Annotated in this window: 16 protein-coding genes; 6 read left to right on the top strand and 10 right to left on the bottom strand. The window is 66.6% G+C overall.

Annotated elements, in window-relative coordinates; translation table 11 throughout:
* Positions 1 to 33: 33 nt before the first annotated feature.
* The 3 genes from J5M86_RS14130 to J5M86_RS14120 form a co-directional block, all read right to left on the bottom strand.
* The gene (locus tag J5M86_RS14130) at positions 34 to 2,682 is read right to left on the bottom strand and encodes an excinuclease ABC subunit UvrA (protein ID WP_188058851.1); all 2,649 of its coding nucleotides are present in this window, start codon (positions 2,680 to 2,682) and stop codon (positions 34 to 36) included.
* 46 nt (positions 2,683 to 2,728) lie between these two features.
* Positions 2,729 to 3,760, bottom strand: a complete 1,032-nt coding sequence (locus J5M86_RS14125) for a hypothetical protein (RefSeq protein WP_188058852.1) — start codon at positions 3,758 to 3,760, stop codon at positions 2,729 to 2,731.
* A 308-nt stretch (positions 3,761 to 4,068) separates the two neighbouring features.
* A complete protein-coding gene (locus tag J5M86_RS14120; protein WP_370587289.1) occupies positions 4,069 to 5,637 on the bottom strand; it encodes a catalase in 1,569 nt (522 codons plus the stop codon).
* 298 nt (positions 5,638 to 5,935) lie between these two features.
* On the opposite strand from J5M86_RS14120, the gene J5M86_RS14115 reads away from it, so the two are divergent.
* Positions 5,936 to 6,403, top strand: coding sequence for an SRPBCC family protein (locus tag J5M86_RS14115; RefSeq protein WP_208965047.1), 468 nt, complete (start codon positions 5,936 to 5,938; stop codon positions 6,401 to 6,403).
* A 209-nt stretch (positions 6,404 to 6,612) separates the two neighbouring features.
* Positions 6,613 to 7,509 carry a hypothetical protein gene (locus tag J5M86_RS14110; RefSeq protein ID WP_208965046.1) on the top strand — a complete coding sequence of 299 codons (897 nt, stop codon included), beginning with the start codon at positions 6,613 to 6,615 and terminating at the stop codon, positions 7,507 to 7,509.
* 122 nt (positions 7,510 to 7,631) lie between these two features.
* Here the strand turns inward: J5M86_RS14110 and J5M86_RS14105 are convergent, their stop codons facing one another.
* From J5M86_RS14105 to J5M86_RS14090, 4 genes are all read right to left on the bottom strand, one after another.
* Complete coding sequence (locus J5M86_RS14105; RefSeq protein ID WP_244328374.1) at positions 7,632 to 8,135, bottom strand: VOC family protein; 504 nt, start codon at positions 8,133 to 8,135, stop codon at positions 7,632 to 7,634.
* A 294-nt stretch (positions 8,136 to 8,429) separates the two neighbouring features.
* A complete protein-coding gene (locus tag J5M86_RS14100) occupies positions 8,430 to 9,869 on the bottom strand; it encodes a tryptophan-rich sensory protein (RefSeq protein WP_188059466.1) in 1,440 nt (479 codons plus the stop codon).
* A gap of 337 nt (positions 9,870 to 10,206) precedes the next feature.
* On the bottom strand, positions 10,207 to 11,658 hold the full coding sequence (locus J5M86_RS14095) for an HNH endonuclease signature motif containing protein (protein ID WP_244328373.1): 1,452 nt from the start codon (positions 11,656 to 11,658) through the stop codon (positions 10,207 to 10,209).
* Between the two features lie 248 nt (positions 11,659 to 11,906).
* Positions 11,907 to 12,179 carry a hypothetical protein gene (locus J5M86_RS14090; RefSeq protein ID WP_188058853.1) on the bottom strand — a complete coding sequence of 91 codons (273 nt, stop codon included), beginning with the start codon at positions 12,177 to 12,179 and terminating at the stop codon, positions 11,907 to 11,909.
* Positions 12,180 to 12,285: 106 nt separating this feature from the next.
* Here J5M86_RS14090 and J5M86_RS14085 point away from each other — a divergent pair, with 106 nt between their 5' ends.
* Positions 12,286 to 12,501, top strand: coding sequence for a hypothetical protein (locus tag J5M86_RS14085; protein WP_188058854.1), 216 nt, complete (start codon positions 12,286 to 12,288; stop codon positions 12,499 to 12,501).
* A 76-nt stretch (positions 12,502 to 12,577) separates the two neighbouring features.
* On the opposite strand, the gene J5M86_RS14080 is transcribed toward J5M86_RS14085, so the two are convergent.
* Entirely contained in the window at positions 12,578 to 13,930 is a 1,353-nt protein-coding gene (locus J5M86_RS14080; protein WP_188058855.1) for a DUF2786 domain-containing protein, read from the bottom strand.
* A gap of 77 nt (positions 13,931 to 14,007) precedes the next feature.
* A complete protein-coding gene (locus tag J5M86_RS14075; RefSeq protein WP_188058856.1) occupies positions 14,008 to 14,481 on the bottom strand; it encodes a GNAT family N-acetyltransferase in 474 nt (157 codons plus the stop codon).
* A gap of 193 nt (positions 14,482 to 14,674) precedes the next feature.
* Here J5M86_RS14075 and J5M86_RS14070 point away from each other — a divergent pair, with 193 nt between their 5' ends.
* The 3 genes from J5M86_RS14070 to J5M86_RS14060 all read left to right on the top strand — a co-directional run bounded on the left by J5M86_RS14070 (position 14,675) and on the right by J5M86_RS14060 (position 18,359).
* Positions 14,675 to 16,831 carry a discoidin domain-containing protein gene (locus J5M86_RS14070; RefSeq protein ID WP_188058857.1) on the top strand — a complete coding sequence of 719 codons (2,157 nt, stop codon included), beginning with the start codon at positions 14,675 to 14,677 and terminating at the stop codon, positions 16,829 to 16,831.
* Between the two features lie 150 nt (positions 16,832 to 16,981).
* On the top strand, positions 16,982 to 17,878 hold the full coding sequence (locus J5M86_RS14065) for a sulfurtransferase (RefSeq protein ID WP_188058858.1): 897 nt from the start codon (positions 16,982 to 16,984) through the stop codon (positions 17,876 to 17,878).
* A gap of 13 nt (positions 17,879 to 17,891) precedes the next feature.
* The gene (locus J5M86_RS14060) at positions 17,892 to 18,359 is read left to right on the top strand and encodes a SufE family protein (RefSeq protein WP_188058859.1); all 468 of its coding nucleotides are present in this window, start codon (positions 17,892 to 17,894) and stop codon (positions 18,357 to 18,359) included.
* A 25-nt stretch (positions 18,360 to 18,384) separates the two neighbouring features.
* Here the strand turns inward: J5M86_RS14060 and J5M86_RS14055 are convergent, their stop codons facing one another.
* Positions 18,385 to 19,002 carry a maleylpyruvate isomerase family mycothiol-dependent enzyme gene (locus tag J5M86_RS14055; protein WP_188058860.1) on the bottom strand — a complete coding sequence of 206 codons (618 nt, stop codon included), beginning with the start codon at positions 19,000 to 19,002 and terminating at the stop codon, positions 18,385 to 18,387.
* Positions 19,003 to 19,059 lie beyond the last annotated feature (57 nt).

Genomic DNA, 19,059 nt, shown 5'->3' with positions numbered 1-19,059 from the left:
TCCCTCTCACGAGGACCGAACCGGGAAGGGGGTTCAGCCAGCAAAGGCTTGCTTCAGGTACGGGGCCGTGAAGCTGCCCGACACCGCGGAAACCTCGCTCGGTGTGCCGGTGGCGACGATCTGGCCGCCGTCCGCGCCTGCTCCTGGACCGAGGTCGATCACATGGTCGGCCTGGGCGACCATGCGCATGTTCAGCTCGACCATGACCACGGTGTTGCCCGAATCGACCAGCCCCTGCAGGTGCGCGAGCAGCCGGTCGCTGTCGGCGCTGTGCAGACCGGCCGCCGGTTCGTCGAGCACGTAGCGGGTGTCGCCGCGCTGGGCTCGCTGCAGTTCGGACGCCAGCTTCACCCGTTGCGCCTCGCCGCCGGAGAGTTCGGGCGCTGGTTGTCCGAGGCGCAGATAGCCGAGGCCGACGTCGCGCAGCACCCGCAGCGAACGCTCGATTTCGGCTTCCTCGGCGAAGAACTCGTGTACTTCGTCGACGCTCAACGCGAGCACCTGCGCGATGTTGCGGTCGTGCCAGGTGATCTCCAGGGTGCTGTCCTTGTACCGCGTGCCGTGGCAGGTGGGGCAGGGGCTGTAGATGCTCGGCAGGAAGAGCAGCTCGACCATCACCGCGCCCTCGCCCTCACAGGTGTCGCAGCGTCCGGCGGCGACATTGAACGAGAACCGTCCCGCCTTGTACTGCCGCTTACGTGCCTCCGGGGTGGCCGCGTAGAGCTTGCGCACGTGGTCGAACAGGCCGGTGTACGTCGCGACATTCGACCGCGGGGTGCGACCGATTGGCTTCTGGTCGATCGCGACCACCCGGCGCAGACCGCCAAGGCCCGCCTTGCCGCCGTCCACGTGTCCGTGCACCGAACCCTGGTCGCCGGTCAGCAACAGATCGTCGTTCTCGTCCGAATCATCAGCGACCACGGACACCGAGCGCCCGAGTGCCGATTCCACCAGCGCGGGCACGGCCTGGCTGACCAGGCTCGACTTGCCCGAACCGGAGATGCCGGTGACGGCGGTCAGGCAGCCGAGCGGAAACTCGACGTCGACGTCGTGCAGGTTGTTGCGGCTGATGTCGGTGAAGCGCAACCAGCCCTGTGGATCACGCGGCTGCCGCTCGACCGGAGCCGGCGGCGCGAACAGGTAGCGACGCGTCACCGACTGCTCGATCTCGCCGAGTCCTGACGGCTCACCGCTGTAGAGCACCTCACCGCCGTTCTCGCCGGCGCCCGGGCCGATGTCGACCAGCCAGTCGGCCGCGCGCACCACCGGCAGTGAGTGCTCGACCACGAACACGCTGTTGCCGCGGCGCTTGAGTCCGTGCAGGATGCCGAGCAAGGCGTCCAGGTCGCGCGGGTGCAGGCCGGCGGACGGCTCGTCCAGCACATAGACGACGCCGAAGAGTTTGGACGACAACGCAGTCGCGAGGCGCAGCCGCTGCAGTTCGCCACCCGACAGTGTGGGGGTGGTGCGGTCGAGTGACAGGTAGCCGAGACCGAGGTCGATCATCGGCTCAAGACGGTCGAGCAACTCCTCGCAAAGGCGTCGCGCGGCGGCCTGCTTCTCCACCGACAGGTTGCCGGTGCGTCGGACGTCCGGTGCACCGTCGTGAGCGGAACCTCCCTTGTCGACCCGGTCCTGGCGGGCACGGCGCCGGGCGGCGTCGTCCAGCGTGGCGCTGGACATGTTTTCGACCGGCACCCAGTCGGGGCGCATCACGCCGCGCGCGACCTCGGCCACCCGCGCCAGCGGCAGTGCCGCGAACTCGGCGATGTCCATGCCCTCGAACGTGACCGACAAAGACTCCAGCTTGAGCTGTTTGCCGTCGCACATCGGGCACAACGCGCCCGTGACGAACTGCGACACCCGCCGCTTCACGATGGCGCTCTTGGTGGAGGCGAAGGTGTCGAGCACGTAGCGCCGCGCGCCGACGAACGTGCCCTGGTAACTGGGTTCCTCCTCGCGCTTGATGGCTTTGCGGGTCTGGGACGGCGTGAGACCGGCGTACACCGGGACGGTCGGTCGCTCCTCGGTGAACAGGATCCAGTCGCGCTGCTTTCGGGGCAGATCACGCCACGGGATGTCGACGTCATAGCCCATCGAGACGAGGATGTCGCGCTGGTTCTGCCCCTGCCAGGCCGGCGGCCACGACGCGATGGCGCGCTCGCGGATCGTCAGCGACGGGTCGGGCACCATCTGCTCTTCGGTCACTTCGTAGATGCGGCCGATGCCATGACAGGTCGGGCACGCGCCCTGGACGGTGTTCGAGGAGAAGTCCTCGGCGTAGAGCATCGGCTGGTCCGGGGGATAGCAGCCAGCGCGCGAGTAGAGCATGCGCACAAGGCTGGACAGCGTCGTCACACTGGCGACCGTCGAGCGAGCATTGCCGCCGCCGCGTTGTTGCTGCAGCGCGACCGCGGGCGGCAAGCCTTCGATGGAGTCGACGTCGGGCACACCCGCCTGGTCGATCAACCGGCGCGCGTACGGCGCCACCGACTCCAGGTAGCGGCGCTGCGACTCGGCGTACAGCGTCCCGAATGCCAGCGACGACTTGCCCGAACCGGAGACGCCGGTGAAAGCGACGATGGCGTCGCGCGGCAGGTCGAGATCGGCGTTGCGCAGGTTGTTCTGTCGCGCGCCGCGCACCTGGACGCCGGAAAGCTCGGTGTTCTCGGTCGTGACCATCCCTCAACCCTACGGTCGGCGCAGTGTGCTGCGTACCTGGTGCAGGTTAGTCGTGAGTGACTCCGGCCAGGTGTGGACGCATCGCCTCGGCGACCTGCTCGGGCGTGAGGTCGATCATCGCCTCGCCGTGCAGCCGCTCGAAGTAGGTGACGTCGCTGCGATACATCGGTTCCGGGTTCGATCGGCTGACCGCGCGCAGCAGGACGCCGTACCGGTCGCTGCGCTTGGGGCCTCCGCCGTACATCGCCCAGTTGAAGGACGCGAGGTTGAACCCGTGATACCCCTGCAGCACCGCCGACAGCACCGCGCCGAGGTCTTGGCAGTCGTCCTCGGTGAGGTCGACGATGTCGGCCGCGTCGGGCACCAGCATCCAGACCTCGTGGAAGCCGACCGGCGACCACGGCGTCATCACCCGGACGCGCCCACGCGTGCCGATCCAACGGTCACCGCCGCGCTCCAGTTCGACCAACTCGCGCCAGTAGCTCTGCTCGCCCTCCCAGGCGTTCGAGGCCTCGATGAGTCGCCGCTGTTGCGTCGTCCCGAAGTCGTCGTGCGCCGACTGGGCGTGCGGGTGCACCAACGAACTCCCAGCAGGCGGAAGGTAATTGGCGTTGATCGAGTGCCACATCGGACGGATGCTGTGCACCCCGCGGGTGTACGCCGTCAGGCCGGTGAGCAGGTCGCTGACGATCTCGGGCGTAAGTTCGTCCAGGTCACGGAAGTGCTGAGTGGTGTCGTAGAGCCCCACCGAGGAGAACTCCGAATAGGCCATGACATTCGGGACGACGGCGCTGAGTCCGCGGCGGATGCGCCCCTCGCGGGTGATCTGCTCGTCGAACACGCCGGTGGCGATCTCAATCTTGTCTTCGCAGAACGGGCAGAACGGCGGGGTGGCGGTTAGCTCGGAGAGGTCGGGCCGCGACGTCGGCGCCAGCTTCTCGCCGTGCAGCAACCGGCTGGTGTGGCCGGTCAGCGGGTCGACGCGAATGGTCAGCGGCGCATCGATGATGGTGGCGGCATCGCCGAGCTTGGGCACGCGGGCGACGACATGGTGCTCCTGCAAACGAATCCCGGTCATGCCAGCAGTATGCCCACTGGCGATGCACCGGTGCGGGCGGACAGTGCGTGCAGAACTCGCGGTGATGCGTTGGTGCGGGCGTACGGCGCGTGCAGAACTCGCGGACGCGCCGCGGCAGTGCTCGTGAGTCGAGCCATCCGCGAGCACAGTCCGCCTCGTCCGCGACTTGTGCATGGGCAGGCTTGGTCCGCGACCTGTGGAATGCGGGCTGGTCGCGACACGTGTATGGGCAGGTGGAGCGCACAAGAAGGCGGGCCCACCCGGTCATCGACCGGGTGAGCCCGCCACTCTCTTGCTCGTCGGACTTGTCAGTTGGACGCGTTCTTGTCCGACTCGCGCAACGCCTTCGGCTCCTTGGCCTCGGCCTTGTCGGGGTCGTTGCCCGGGCCACCGTCTGCCTTGCCGGCCGCGACGGCGTCCTTGATGCGCGAACCGATCTCGGCGTCGACGCTGCTCCAGTACCAGTAGGCACGCTCCAGCACCGGGTCGCTGACGCCTTGCAGCAGGTTGCCGGCGACGGTCTGGACGAGGCGCTCGCGAGCCGCGTCGTCCATCACCTCGCGCACGAGGGTGCCCGCCTGGCTGAAGTCGTCGTCGTCCGCGCGGAGAGCCTGCGCCGCGCGGATCATCTCGCCGTCGGCCTCCCAGCCGTCGGACGCCGGACCGTCGTTGTCGGCGTACGGGCGTCCCGCCGAGTTCGCGGCGTAGGTGGCCTGCGCACCGGAGTGCTCGTAACGCATCGGACCGTCGAAGGTGTAGTTGTTCACCTCGACGATCGGACGGTTGACCGGCAACTGGTCGTGGTTGACACCGACGCGCGCGCGGTGGGCGTCGGCGTAGGCGAACACCCGGGCCAGCAGCATGCGGTCGGGGGAGAAGCCGATGCCGTCGACGATGTTGCTCGGCGCGAAGCTGGCCTGATCGATCTGCGCGAAGAAGTTCTCCGGGTTCTCGTTCAGGGTCATCTTGCCGACCTCGATGAGCGGGTAGTCGTCGTGCGACCAGATCTTGGTGAGGTCGAACGGGTTGAACCGGTAGGTCTTGGCCTCCTCGTACGGCATGACCTGCACCTTCAGCGTCCAGCTCGGGTGGTCGCCCGCCTCGATGGCGTCGAACAGGTCGCGGCGGTGGAAGTCGGCGTCCTCACCGGCGATGCGCTCGGCGTCGGCACCTTCCCAGTTCTCCACACCCTGGTCGGAGTGGAAGTGGAACTTCACCCAGAACTTCTCGTTGGCCTCGTTGATCCACATGTAGGTGTGCGAGCCGTAGCCGTTCATGTAACGCCACGAGCGTGGCAGGCCGCGGTCGCCCATCAGGTAGGTGACCTGGTGTGCGGTCTCGGGGTTGAGCGTCCAGAAGTCCCACTGCATGTTCTGGTCGCGCAGACCAGAAGCGGGCAGGCGCTTCTGGCTGCGGATGAAGTGGGGGAACTTCATGGGGTCGCGCACGAAGAACACCGGGGTGTTGTTACCGACGAGATCCCAGTTGCCCTCGGTGGTGTAGAACTTCAGCGCGAATCCGCGCACATCGCGCCAGGTGTCGGGCGATCCCGCCTCGCCGGCGACGGTCGAGAAGCGCGCGAGCATGCGCGTCTTGGTGCCCTTCTGGAACACCGCTGCGCGCGTGTACTTAGACACGTCGCCGGTGATTTCCAGTTCGCCGAAGGCGCCGGACCCCTTCGCGTGAGGCTTGCGGTCGGGGATGTTCTCGCGGTTGAAATGCGCGAGGCTGTTGACCAGGTGGTGGTCGTGCAGCAGGAGCGGTCCCTCGGTGCCGATGGTGAGGCTGTGGCGGTCGCTGGGGTTCTTGCCGCCGCCCAGCAGGGTCGACTCACCGGCGTTGCCGGGGTTGGGCATCGGGGCGTTCGAAGTGCTCATGAATTCTCCTCGATCTCGTTGTGCCGTGGTCGGCGGGCGACCACGATGACATCTCTGGCGGTTGCTGGTGTCGGCGTGTGGAGCGGCGGGGGTCGACTCGCCTGCCCTGGCAACGCTCGGTGCTGCCTGCGAACCGCGGTTGAAACGTGATGCTTCCTCTACTCAATCATCTGTTGGGGCCTCGTCCGGCCCTGCGTGGAGATGAACTTAAGGTGAAGCACCGACACCGCCCCTTCGACCGAGAACGATGGGTCGGGCAATCTGCGGTCTGATCGCGTCCCGATGTGAGGAGAGGTACATGGCTCGGACGATGGGTGGCGAGGTGAGCGTGCGGATGGACGCCCCGCCGAGCCGGGTGTGGGCACTGGTCAGCGACGTGACGCGCATCGGTGAGTTCAGCCCGGAGACCTTCGAGGCGAAGTGGACCCGCGGTTCCACCGGCCCGGAGGTTGGTGCCTCTTTCAAGGGGCACGTGAAACGCAACGGCGTCGGCCCGACGTACTGGTCGTTGTGCCGGGTGACCAAGTGCGAGCCCGAGCGGCTGTTCGAGTTCTCCGTCGGTGCTGACGGTGTCGACATCAACAACTGGGGCTACCGCCTCGAACCGGACGGCGACGGCACCTTGGTCACCGAGTACTTCCGGCTCGAACCCAAGTGGTACCTGCGCGGGTATTGGTTGCTGCTCGGCGCGCTGCGTGGACGCACCAACGAGCGAGGCATGCGGACGACGCTGGAGCGGATGAAGACCGTGCTCGAAGCTGATTGATCGATCCGCTCACCGGTGTTTCCAGGTGCGTGCCTACGCGCACTCCGGGCGAGGAAGGTGCTCAAGAGGACGAGCTTCCGGCCACAATCACCGAGTGGTTTTGCGCGGCGAAGCAGGTGACTCAGAGGACGAGCACCCGGCCACAATCGCCGAGCGGCTCGGGCCTGAAGAGGGTGACCATTGGTGGGGCCAGTTCGTAGGCTGAACCGGTGAGCTTTCCCGACCACGACGACGACTCCGACGCGCATTTCGCCCGCGAGATGCACGATCTGCTCGAACCGATCTGCCTCGTCAACTTCTTCAGCGACGAACCAACAGCTGAATTGGAAGCTCTGGGTTTCACCGGTTACTGGGACGGCTACTTCGCCGGACGTGCAGCGCCGCTGGGCTTGGTGTCGGCGCTGGTGGTCGACGCAGCGTTCTACAGCTTCGCCGAGGGTGAGGTGGCGCGACACATCCCTGCGGTGTGGCGTACCGCGTCGCCGACCGCGTCCTACGAAGCCCGCTCACGTGGCTGCGCCCGCGCCCTGCGCCGAATCCTCGAAGCAGACGCAGACCCAGGCGCCGACACAGACGTAGACCCAGACCCAGACACCGATGCGCTGCAGATCGTGCGCGTCGTCGAGCTGCTCACCCGCTGCGCAGTGAGTGCACCGGTCGAGGGACGGGTCATGTATGCCGCGCTGCGATCGTTGCCGACTCCGGCCGACCAGGTGACCACGCTCTGGCACGTGGCGAACATGTTGCGCGAGCACCGCGGCGACGGGCACAACGCGGTCTTGGTGAGCGAGCAGATCGGCGGCACCGAGGCGCACGTGCTGAATGCGCTCGACCAGGGCATCCACCCGCCACACACTTTCGGCCGTATCCATCACCTTCCGCAGGCTCGGCTGGACGAAGTGATGGACGGCCTGCGAGGGCGGGGCATCGTCGACGAGGACGACCGTTTCACCGACTTCGGCCGATTGTTGAAAGCCCGCATCGAGCACCGCACCGACGCACTGGCTGCAGCGCCCTATCGAGCGCTCAGTGCGCTTGAGAGGAATGATCTGCGCACGCTGCTTGCGCCGCTCGCCGCGATGCTCGAAGCAACTGGATCACGCTGAGGCCGCGCCCCACCCGCGCCGACGTCGGCTACGAATCCGCGTAACTGGGGTTCGTCGCCGGCGCGGTTGAACGGTGGCGTGTACACGAGGTCACGCTATCGAGGCCGGCGGTCGCCCGACCGTTACTCGGTGCCGGCGACCGCGCGCTCGATCGTCGCGACGTCGATCTTGCGCATCGGCATCATCGCCTCGAACGCTCGCTGAGCAGCCTCCGGATCGCCTGACTGCATGACCTCGGTGAGCACGCGCGGCGTGATCTGCCACGAGAGGCCCCACTTGTCCTTGCACCAGCCGCACTGGCTCTCCTGGCCACCGTTACCGACGATGGCGTCCCAGTAGCGATCGGTCTCGGCCTGGTCTTCGGTTGCGATCTGGAACGAGAAGGCTTCACTCTGCGGGAAGGTGTCGCCGCCGTTGAGGCCGATGCACGCAATGCCGAGCACGGTGAACTCGACGGTCAGGACGTCGTCCTTCTTGCCACCCGGGAAATCGGCCGGCGCCCGCCGGACGGCGGTGACCTCACTGTCGGGGAACACGGAGGCGTAGAAGCGCGCAGCCTCCTCGGCGTCCTTGTCGTACCAGAGGCAGATGGTGTTCTTCGGGACGGACATGTAGCGCTTGCTCATGGGTGGTCCTCTCCATCGAGTGTCGAACCTGACACCACCATGTCGAACGGGAAACGCTCAGATCGACAGATCGGCCAAACTTTTTTCACCGCGCTTGCTCCGGGCAAACGCGGCAGTTCCAGCGTCACCTGCGGCGGTTGCCTGCACCCGCGTGCGGCTCCGCTTCGTCGTCGGGGAGTTCAAGCACAGCAGATCCTGGCACCCGAAGAGAAGGCCCACGCGCGAACGGCTCCGGCGGAGGGCAACGGTTCGTCGTGGCACAAGTCGCGCAGTCCGCGAGTTGTGTCCTTGTGGTCAGGAACGCGGATTCATTTGGCGCAGAGCCGAACTCAGCACTGTCGCGAATGCCGTCCACGCTGCGTACGGCGCGAGCGCCACGCCCTTCTCGGGTGAGATCTTCGCCGAGCGGCGCACCAGGTCGGCGCTGCTGAGGGCCAGAACGAAGGCTTCGATCTGCGCTGCGGTCAGCCGGTGGCCCCGGAAGAAGATCTGACTCCAGGCGGCGTTCAGCGCCAGGTTCGTCGCGAGCGCAGCGACGTACTTTCGCCGTTCATCGGTGCGTTCGAGTTCAGCCAGATCGGCGAGGCTGATCGCGCTCACGACGGCGATGTCGGCGTACAGGGCAGTCCATGCGATGGGGAAGACCCAACCGGGCGGCTGGAAGCTTGGTTTACTCAGGCTGCGGTACCACGCGGAGTCCGGTGAGGTGCCGAGCGAACCGACGACCGCGGTGGCGGTGACCGCGGCGGAGGTTGCGGCAATCGTGCGCAGCCACCGTCGGGTGTCCTGCCCCTCGACCGCTGCGCGGACGGCATCGGCGAAAGGCGTCGGGCCGCCGTCCGGCTGCCCGAGGTAGTCGTCCAGATCGCGTTCGTGCACCACGGTGTCGTGTTGGAGGCTGCCGATGAGCGGCTTGGCCAGCGTCGACTTGATGGGTGTGACGAGGCCGATCCAGCGGGCGGCCAGGCCGGGCGTGGTCACCGGGGCGGTGGCGAGCAAGCGTCCGCGCAGCCCCACCGCCTTCGCGTACTCATCCATCATCTCGGCGTACTGCATGGCCTCCGGACCGCCGATGTCGAAGGTGCGATTGACCTCAGGCGGCAGGTCGGCTGCCCCGACCAAGTAGTGCACGGCATCGTCGATCGCGATCGGCTGGATGTGGTTGCGGATCCACCGCGGGGCGACGGCACCGGGCAGCCGCTCGGCCAGATGGCGCAGCATCTGGAACGACGACGAACCGTCGCCGATCACGACACCTGCTTGCAGGGCTGCGGTCGGGACTCCGGAGCTGAGCAGGGCGTCCCCCACCGCAACTCGGGACGCCAGATGTTCGGAGAGTTCGCCCTCCGGGTGCAGTCCGCCGAGGTAAACAAGCCGCGAGACTCCAGCCCGTTTCGCCTCCTGCGCGAAGGTGGAAGCCATCTCCTTCTCGGCGTCGGCGAACCCGTCCTGGTCGCCCATGGAATGCAGCAGGTACCACGCGACATCGACGTCTGCGAGGGCTTCGGCCACGTCATCGCGACTGCCCGCATCGCCTTCGACCACCTCGACCTCACCCGCCTGCGCGGCACCGTCGGCGACGACCCGGTTTCCCCAGTCGCTGGATCGGGCGCTGTCGGCGCTGCGGCTGAGCACGCGCACCCGCCACCCGTCGTCCAACAGCCGCTGGACGACCTGCCCGCCGACATATCCGGTTGCGCCGGTCACCAGGGCCAGACGTGCGGAGCCGGTCATCGAGGGTCCGTTCGTCGCAGGAGGATTCACGTCTTTCAGCGTTGCACGTTGCGGCCTGTCATGGACGCTCCACGCCTGGTGTGTTCAGTTGGCGATGGAGTTGCCCGCAGATTGAGGAGGTCACGACGTAATCCATCACCTCAAGGTTGTCGACGGTGGTGGCTCCACCGAGCACCCGCGTCGCACTGTTGAACCTCCGCCGGCCCCGTCATGGCCAACGCGTTGTGCGCTCTGACGATTGCGTCCGTTGCGGATACCGCCCTACCGTGGCGCGATGTCTGATGCTCACTCCGCGGGGCGGCGTGCGTCACTCTCCTGCGCCGCCTCGCCAAGCCGCTCATGCCGCCCGGGCGTGGTGCCAGGTGACCCTGTGGTCGGTGGTGGTGGCGCTGAGCTTGTCGCGGTGGACGACCCGGTGGTGCCTCCCGCACAGCAGCGCTGAGTTTTCCAGGGAGGTCTCGCCGCCGGTCCACCATGGAACGACGTGGTGCACTTCGCACATGATGGGTGGCCGGTCGCAGCCGTCGTAGGTGCAATGTCGGTCGCGATGGATGACGGCTCTTCGAAGTTCCTTGTCAACCAGACGTTTTCTGCGGCCGACGTTGAGCGGTTGGCTCTTGCTGCCGAGCACCATCGGGATGATGTCGGCATCGCAGGCGAGTTGTCGGACCGTGTCGGGAGTGATCGTGGCGCCGGAGTCGGTGAGTCCGAGCCCGCGCACGGCTCTGGCGAGTGCGTCGTAGTCGATCGTGACCACCAGGCGAGCGGTGCCGAACGTGCGGATCGTGCCGTCCTCGTCGGCGGCCATCGCCCCGAGGGTGATCAGCTGCAGCAGCGCGTCAACGCGGCGTTTGCCGGGTGTGCGCAGGTCGGGTTCGCCGGTCTTGGCGGCCGCCGGGTCATGCCGGTGGTGCGGGTTGTCGCAGCAGTCGGAGACCGGCGCCGGTGCGGCGAGCGATTGGATGGCGTGCTTGACCATCTCGGCGTGATCGGCGGACAACTCGGCGATGAGGCGCACCATGCCTTCGGGCAGGTTGATCCACGACAGCGTCTCGTGGCGTTGCAGCGTGTCTTCGGCGTCGTCGAGCATTTCGTCGTCCTCGCAGTACCGGTTGATGATGCCGCGCGTGAGCTCCCGCACCATCTTGGCTCCCGAGCCGGACGGCAGTTGGACGAACCAGCCGAAGATCTCGTCGCGGGTTGCCGTGGGCAGCACATCGCAGATCTTGGGGACGTTGGCCAGTGCGGTGGAGGCGATGGTCGTGTTCACAGCGCCGGTCAGCAGCGCTTCGCCCAGCACACGGTTGTCGGGGTTCTGGCAGGCGACGGCGAGTCGCGCGATACGGACTGCGTGTGCCGACTCGACCCCGCCGAGTGACCAACGCTGACCGCCGGTGCCAGCGGAAAAGTCAGTTGCCGTGTCGATCGAGGGTGACTCGTCGACTGGGATGAGCGGACCGGCATTCGACTCGGGATTTGGCCCGAGCAGGGCTTCAGCTGGTTCGCCGGTAGAGAGGCGTTGCACCCATTGCGCGGCATTTGCGGCGGTCGAGCGGTGCACTGTGCCGCGGTCGAGCGCATCGGCGGTGAGTGCGACAAGGGCTGCTTCAGCCCGTTGCATCATCACGGCCAGGGATTGGGCGGTCACGGTGAGCTCGGCATCGGTGAGGTTGCTGGAAATGCGTCCGAGTCGCTCAACGGGGTCGATCGCATCGGCCAATGAGGCTGCACAGCCGGCTGCTTCGCCCGGGTAGGAGGTGCCGGGCTCAGACAGGTGCTGAATGCTCATTCGCGGCCACTCCTTCCCCTTGCTCGGTCTTCGACGTGGGCGAACGTCTTGGATGCTTCCATCGTACGAGTGTTCGAAGCAAAAGGGAAGACCAAGACAGATGAATTCTGTTCTCGGACAGTGGAATTCGCCTACTTTCGGGTATCCACAGCCCCATAACTTCGGCGAGTTTTCCACAGCGCAGACGCGAGTCATTGACAACTCGACAACGGCAAGATCTGGGCCTGACCCGACCTTCGGCGTGCAGCTCAGGAGTGAGCGGTGGACAGTGATTCGCCGTCGGGGATGGTCACGAATGGCGGGATGCTCAACTGATAGGCAGCCAACGACCCCGCACCTGTCAGCGCGAGGGCTCCGACACCAAGCGCGGCAAAGATCTTCCGGCGAGGAGAGATTCGGCGTGGTCGAGGACGATGCTGGCGCGCAATCGCGTCGGCGAGTTCTTGCGCACCTCGAAGTGCGCGCTCATCGACGTCGGGTCGTGAGCCGAGAAGTAGTTGGTCGAGTGCGGAGTCGTCCACGCCAGCAGCCTTTCGGCGGGTTCACTCCCTCCATGGCCGGCCCGGGACAGAACGTTGCATCGCGCGACGAAAATAATGACGCGCCCATGCGTGCCATGCTCAACCGGTGGGCGAGTTTCTGGGGTTGAGCGCGCGAACCAAGGTGATCGCGGGGGTTGTCGTCACGGTCTTTATGGCCATTGGCGCGATCTCGGCAGCGGCAGCCCAGGAGTGGTGGAGCGCTCTTCTCTTCGCGCTGGTTGCCGGTCAGGCCGCCTTCATGACGTGGGGCGTCCGGCAACGCGCTCGCAATCAGACAAGCGATCCCGCGCAACACAGTTGATCGCCGTCAGCGGATCAACCGGCCGGCGAGGGCGACCGTGCACCCTCAACCTGCGCTAAGGGGCGCGTGCCCGAGGTCAGCTGCTGCGGCGTAGCTCCACTCGCGCCCGGACGTCCGCGTCATCTGCCGCACGCCGCCCGTGCACCCAGCCGTCCGCGTCGATGGTTCGGCGTGCTCGCGTCGACACCACCTGCGGGAAGAGCTTCTTCGTGGCCTCGGCAACATCCTGGTCTCGTTCGATCAACGCGGGTAGTCGTTCACCGGCCGGGGCGCCAGCGAAATTCGCTGCCGCAGAACGCTCTTCGGCCTCGGTCGTTTCCTGCAGTCGCTCGCCGATACGGATCGCGAACGAGGTCAGAAAGGACGATCGGAACGTACGCGACCGCTTGTGCGCACCCTGCACCGACCGCTTGCCGGCAGCTGTCATCGTGTTGGTCGCCTGCAGCAGCAACGAGGTGTAGAGCAGTTCGACGCCGGACAGGTCGGACGGGAAACCCACCACGGTGGCGAACCCCAACTCCTTGCTCCACACCACGCGGCACGAGTTGGCTTCGGCGACAGCGTTGAGCAGCTGCACCTTGGGTTGTTCGTAGGGGTTGTCGATGCCGATGCGCTGGGCACTCGTGCCGTCCTTCGGCCCGTCCTGGCGGGACGCCGCAAGCATCGTCTCACTGATGCGATGGCGAGCGATCAAGGAGGCGGCGCCGGCAGTGAAGGTCTCGGCTTCGGCCTCGTAGGGCGTCGACTCCGCCTTCGCCAGCAGCATGCGCACCCGGGTGAGGATGCGCTCGTCCACGTCGGCATCGGGTTCGGCAGATGCGGCAGGACGCACCCACTCGCCCGGCGCCGGACCGATCTTCTCGATCGGCGGAAGGATCCGGAAGACATGGAGGCAGCGCACGGCACACTCCATCACCGTCAGCCAACCCACGCCGCTCGCGTGCGCGGCGGTGATCGGATCGCCTTGGGGCAGTGGGCCTTCAGCCAGCGCGGTGAGCTGCGAGCGCCACGACGGGTGCACGGTGTCGGCGGCATACCGCCGCAGTTGCGCGACGATCACGTGCACCGAGAAATCGGCCACGGACTTGTCAGTGCGGCGGAACACCAGGCGATGCACATCGGCCGGCTGCCAGCCGCTTTGCCACGCGTGGTGCAGCAGTTCGTCGAAGCTCCGGCGCACCTGCTTCACCACCGGCACACGCGTCTCGGTGCGGTCGCACGATGCCGCCAGAAAGGCGACATGGTCATCGAAGGTGCGCAGGTCGTCGGACTGCAGCGCCATCGTGGCCAGATGGAGGGTGGCCGCGATGACGTCCTCAGGCGAGGCAGTGTCACGAGGGTCTGCGCCGCCCGATTGATGGAACGACGCCCCCGGCCGATGGGTGGATCGCTGCTGCCGCTTCTTCTTCGCCACGTGTTGTCCTCTCATCGACCCCGATTGTGGCTGCATCCACCGACACCGGGTCGAAGTTCTCCACAGGCCCTTGCCATGACCGGGAATGCGGGTCAGAGTTCCAGCTTGAAACCCTCGTGCGACGGCGCGTACCCGAGTCGTTCGTAGAAGCGGTGGGCGTCCGCGCGCTTCTTGTCGGTGGTGAGCTGGACGAGCGCCGCGCCCTGCCCTCGTCCGTATTCGTGTGCCCACGCGAACATCGCTGTGCCCAAACCTCTTCCGCGCGTCGAGGGTGCAAGGCGCACTGCCTCGATCTGCAGTCGAGTGGCACCGCCGCGGGAGACTCCGGGGATGAGGGTCAGCTGCATCGTGCCGACCACGGCGCCGGTGGCGTCGACGATGACCGCCAGGTAGTGACTGGGATCGGCGTCGATCCGGGCGAACGCCGTTTCGTAGGCGCTGAGGTCGGTGGTCTCTCGAGTTTCGCCGAGGAAGTCGTCGGTGAGGAGTGCAACGATCGCCGGGACGTCGGGGGCCAAGGCTCGTCGTATGCCGAAGTTGGCGCCGGCGACGTTCAGTGAATCCATGAGTGCCAGTCTGCAGGTGGCGCTGCGCTCGCGGGCAGGCCAGGTGTTCCTGGTGAACCACCGCAGACGATCGCCTTGGAGTCCTGGCGCTACCGACATCTTGATCAACTGTTCAAAAATGCGCCGAATCCGGCTACGCTGCAGCAACCCCGTGTGTCCTGCATCACATCCCCGCTGCTCCGAGGAGTCCGCAATGCCGCTGCGCACCCGTGCCCGACGGGCCATCACGCTGGCCGCAACGGCCGGATTGGCCACCTTCGCCGTCACCTTGCCACCCGCGGACGCCACGCTCACCGGCGTCGCACACTGGTACGAGCCCACGAGCCCCCAGGCCAACGACTCGCAGGTCAACGCCACCGGAGCGCCCTTCACCGGCACCCAACCGGGCGGCTCGGTGCGCGGATATGTCGACGCCCACACCCACCTGATGAGCAATGTCGGCTTCGGCGGGTCGATCGTCTGCGGTGCGACCTTCAGCCCCAACGGAGCGCCGGACGCGTTGCGCGACTGCGACAGTCACGGCTCGGACGGCTCGACCGGGCTCATCGAGAACCTCACCAACCTCGAGGGCAAGAGTTCCTTCGCCAAGCACGACACCGCCGGCTACCCCACCTTCAAGGACTGGCCGAAGTGGTCGTCCCTCACCCACCAGCAGATGTACTACAAGTGGGTCGAGCGGGCGTGGCGCGGCGGGCAGCGCATCATGGTCGCGGACGCCGTCAACAACAACGTGCTGTGCAGCCTGCCGGTGCAAGTCAACAAGTACAGCTGCGACGACATGGACACCGTGCGCCGGCAGATCGCCGAGACCAAGAACCTGCAGACCTTCATCGACAACCAGTACGGCGGTCCGGGCAAGGGCTGGTTCCGCATCGCCACCACCCCCGCCCAGGCGCGACAGATCGTCGCCGAAGGAAAGCTGGCGGTCATCCTCGGCGTGGAGGTGTCCAACCCCTTCGGCTGCACCACCAAGCTCGGCGTGCCGATGTGCACGACCGGAGACATCGACCGCGGCCTGGACGAGTTCAAGAGCCTCGGTGTGAGCTCGATGTTCCTGTGTCACAAGTTCGACAACGCGCTGTGCGGAGTGCGTTACGACGAAGGCACCACCGGCGTGATCGTCAACGTCGGCAACTTCCTCAACACCGGCGAATGGTGGAAGCCCACGGTTTGCACCGGAACGCAGCACGACAACACCATCGCCAACACCGACATCCCGAACGACGTGCTGAAGCACCTGCCCGCGGGCACTTTCCTGCCGGTCTACCCCAAGGGTCCGCATTGCAACACCAAGGGCCTGACCGGTCTGGGTGAGTACGCGCTCAAGGGCATGATCAAGCGCGGCATGACCGTCGAGATCGACCACATGAGTACCAAGGCTGCGGGTCGGACGCTCGACATCCTCGAGCAGTACAAGTACCCCGGCGTCGTCTCGACGCACAGCTGGATGGACCGCAGCTACACCGAACGCCTCTACCGGCTGGGCGGATTCGTCACCCCCTACGGCCACTCCGCCGGCGAATTCGCCGCCGAGGCACAGGACCCGGGCATGAAGGCCCTGCGCGCGAAGTACGACGTCGGCCTCGGCTACGGCATGGACATGAACGGCTTCGGGGGCACCCCGCGTCCGCCGTTGATGGCTCGCGCTGAGGCCGCACCCTCGACCTCCCAGACACACAAGTCGTTGACGGCGACGGCCGGCAAGGGAATCAGTTACCCCTACACCGCGCTGGGCGGCACGGTCATGGACCGACAGGTCACCGGGCAGCGCACCTGGGACTACAACGTCGATGGCGTGGCGCACTACGGCCAGGTGCCCGACTGGGTGCAGGACCTCAAGAACATCTCCGGCACCCCCATCCAGGACGACCTCGCCCGTGGAGCCGAGTCGTACCTGCGCACCTACGCCGGTGCCCGCGGATGGGCAGCGGGCCCGAACCTCGCCCTGAACCGTCCGACCACGTCCAGATCGAACGAGTGGGCACCCTTCGGCGGTCTCGCGGCAGCCAAGGCGACGGACGGCCGCACCGACACCCGCTGGGCCAGCGGCAATTGGGGCGTCGACCCGCAATGGCTGCGCGTCGATCTCGGCAGTAGCCAGCGCATCGGTCGCGTCGTCATCGACTGGGAATCGGCTTACGCCAAGAGCTACCAGGTGCAGGTCTCCGACGACGGCACCACCTGGCGGTCGGTGTCGGCCACGACCACCGGTGACGGTGGCCTCGACGTCGCGGTCTTCAACGAACCCGGACGCACCATGCCGACCGCGCGGTACGTGCGCGTGCTCGGGCAGCAGCGCGGCACCAACTACGGCTACTCGATCAAGGAGCTGCAGGTCTACGGCAGCTGAGCTGCCCAAGTGTGAGCGGACGTCCGATCGGGTGTCCGCTCACGCCTGAGCTGGACGGACGCAGCGGCAGCGGTGACGCGCGATGAGTTGACGCCGTCCAGGCATCGGCTCGGATGTGTCGTCGACCGCGAAGCGGCGTAACTTGGGGTTATGACCAACGTCGCTTCATCGAATGAATTCGCCGAGTACGCCCACCCCGAGCGGTTGGTGAGCACCGACTGGCTCGCACAGCAGATCGCCGACGGCAAGACCGGCCCGGGCAGCTCGATCGCGATCCTGGAATCGGACGAGGACGTGCTGCTGTACGACGTCGGGCACATCCCGACTTCCCTCAAGCTCGACTGGCACCAAGACCTCAACGACCCGCTCAGCCGTGACTACGTTGACGGTGAGCAGTTGGCGAAGGTGTTGACCGAGCGAGGCATCGGTCGCGACACGACGATCGTCATCTACGGCGACAAGAGCAACTGGTGGGCCGCCTACGCACTGTGGGTGCTGACCCTCTTCGGGCACGAGGACGTCCGCCTGCTTGACGGCGGCCGCGCCAAGTGGATCGCCGAAGATCGCGAGCTGACCCGCGACGTGCCCTCGGTGAGCCCGGCAACCGGCGCGGACGCCTACCCCGTGGTCGAGCGCAAGGACGCCGAAATCCGCGCGTTCAAGGAGGACGTGCTCGAACACCTCGGCAAGCCCATGGTTGACGTGCGCTCGCCCGGCGAGTTCAGCGGCGAACTGCTGCACATGCCCGACTACCCGCAGGAAGGTGCGATGCGCGGCGGTCACATCCCCGGCGCGAAGTCGGTGCCGTGGGCGCGTGCCGCCAATGAGGACGGCACCTTCAAGTCGCGTGCTGAACTGGAGGAGATCTACCAGTCCGAGCAGGGCCTGAGCCCGGAAGACGACGTCGTCGCCTACTGCCGGATCGGTGAGCGCAGCAGCCACACGTGGTTCGTGCTCACCCACCTGCTCGGCTTCGACAAGGTGCGCAACTATGACGGATCCTGGACCGAGTGGGGTAACTCCGTCCGCGTCCCGATCGAGAAGTGAGGCCTTTCCGCGTATGAGCGAAGACACCGCGACCACGATGCCTGCGTCGTTGGCGGAGATCTCCCGCGACTTCCTGGAGCTTGACCCCAAGGATCGCCTGCAGTTGCTGCTGGAGTTCGCCGACGAGTTGCCCGACCTGCCGGCGCGCTACGCCGACGCTCCGGAGAAGTTGGAGCAAGTGCATGAGTGCCAGTCGCCGCTCTTCCTGGTGGTCGAGGTGGCGCAGGAGCCGGGCGTCGACACCGACGACCAGGTGGTGTCGTTGTTCTTCTCGGCCCCGCGTGAGGCGCCTACTACGCGCGGTTTCGCGGGCATCCTGCACGAGGGGCTCGACGGTCTGAGCGTGAAAGAGGTGTTGGCCACCTCCGACCAGGCGCCGATGAAATTCGGTCTGGCCGAAGTGGTCTCGCCACTGCGGCTGCGCGGGATGGTGGCGATGCTCTCGCGCATCAAGCGTCAGGTGCGCCTGCGGACGCAGTGACCGGCCTCAACAGGTAGCCACCGGGTCAGAGCAGGTCGACGCCCGGGCCGTCCAACGACCCCTCCCGCGGCTGGCGGCCGGTAGTGAGCATCAGTAACTCCAACGCTGGTGCGCGCACTTCCGGCCCCTGGCCAGCGGTGAAGTCAGTGTCGGTCGCCACCAGCCGCACGCGTTCGCCGATGCTCTTGGCGCCGCCGAACTTGTCGGGCGCCGAGAGTTGGTAGTCGATCGCCGCGCCGACTGCCTCGGGCGGATACGCGCGGGTCAGCCCGAGCGGACGCCGGATGTCTTCGCCGTGGGCGATCTCCTCGACCAACCGGCTGGCTAGAGCAGCGAGCTTCTCGGGCGGTCCTGTGGTGCGATCAGCCACCGCGTGCAGGCGATCGAGGGTGGCCGCTGGCGTCGAGCCACGCTGTGCTGCAACACCATTGGCGTTCTGTCGGTCGAAGTCGAAGCGTGCCTTCGCCATGGCTTTCACCAGCCCGAACGGCGTAGCGAGAGCGTTGTCGACCAGGTGGGCGGCGACATCGTGCACGCTCCAACCGTCGCTCAGCGAATCGACCTCCCATTGCGCTGCGGTGAGCGTGCTCAGGTCGTCGATGAGGGCGTGACGTTCGGCGTGCACCAGCGTCCAGATCTCCATGACTCCAACCTGTCATGAAGCGGTGACAACCATGGGCTGTCGGAAGCACGCGGAGGC

Origin of the sequence: Yimella sp. cx-51 (genome assembly GCF_017654605.1) — a bacterium.
Taxonomy (GTDB): Bacteria; Actinomycetota; Actinomycetes; order Actinomycetales; family Dermatophilaceae; genus Yimella.
The sequence above is the reverse complement of the archived record's forward strand: the minus strand, read 5'-3'. Positions and strand labels throughout refer to the sequence as shown.

What these genes read in the sequence shown, in the direction of transcription:
- J5M86_RS14130 (WP_188058851.1), bottom strand. Translation starts at nt 2,682, where the DNA reads ATGGTCACGACCGAGAACACCGAGCTTTCCGGCGTCCAGGTGCGCGGC.
- J5M86_RS14125 (WP_188058852.1), bottom strand. Translation starts at nt 3,760, where the DNA reads ATGACCGGGATTCGTTTGCAGGAGCACCATGTCGTCGCCCGCGTGCCC.
- J5M86_RS14120 (WP_370587289.1), bottom strand. Translation starts at nt 5,637, where the DNA reads ATGAGCACTTCGAACGCCCCGATGCCCAACCCCGGCAACGCCGGTGAG.
- J5M86_RS14115 (WP_208965047.1), top strand. Translation starts at nt 5,936, where the DNA reads ATGGCTCGGACGATGGGTGGCGAGGTGAGCGTGCGGATGGACGCCCCG.
- J5M86_RS14105 (WP_244328374.1), bottom strand. Translation starts at nt 8,135, where the DNA reads ATGAGCAAGCGCTACATGTCCGTCCCGAAGAACACCATCTGCCTCTGG.
- J5M86_RS14100 (WP_188059466.1), bottom strand. Translation starts at nt 9,869, where the DNA reads ATGACCGGCTCCGCACGTCTGGCCCTGGTGACCGGCGCAACCGGATAT.
- J5M86_RS14095 (WP_244328373.1), bottom strand. Translation starts at nt 11,658, where the DNA reads ATGAGCATTCAGCACCTGTCTGAGCCCGGCACCTCCTACCCGGGCGAA.
- J5M86_RS14080 (WP_188058855.1), bottom strand. Translation starts at nt 13,930, where the DNA reads ATGAGAGGACAACACGTGGCGAAGAAGAAGCGGCAGCAGCGATCCACC.
- J5M86_RS14075 (WP_188058856.1), bottom strand. Translation starts at nt 14,481, where the DNA reads ATGGATTCACTGAACGTCGCCGGCGCCAACTTCGGCATACGACGAGCC.
- J5M86_RS14070 (WP_188058857.1), top strand. Translation starts at nt 14,675, where the DNA reads ATGCCGCTGCGCACCCGTGCCCGACGGGCCATCACGCTGGCCGCAACG.
- J5M86_RS14065 (WP_188058858.1), top strand. Translation starts at nt 16,982, where the DNA reads ATGACCAACGTCGCTTCATCGAATGAATTCGCCGAGTACGCCCACCCC.
- J5M86_RS14060 (WP_188058859.1), top strand. Translation starts at nt 17,892, where the DNA reads ATGAGCGAAGACACCGCGACCACGATGCCTGCGTCGTTGGCGGAGATC.
- J5M86_RS14055 (WP_188058860.1), bottom strand. Translation starts at nt 19,002, where the DNA reads ATGGAGATCTGGACGCTGGTGCACGCCGAACGTCACGCCCTCATCGAC.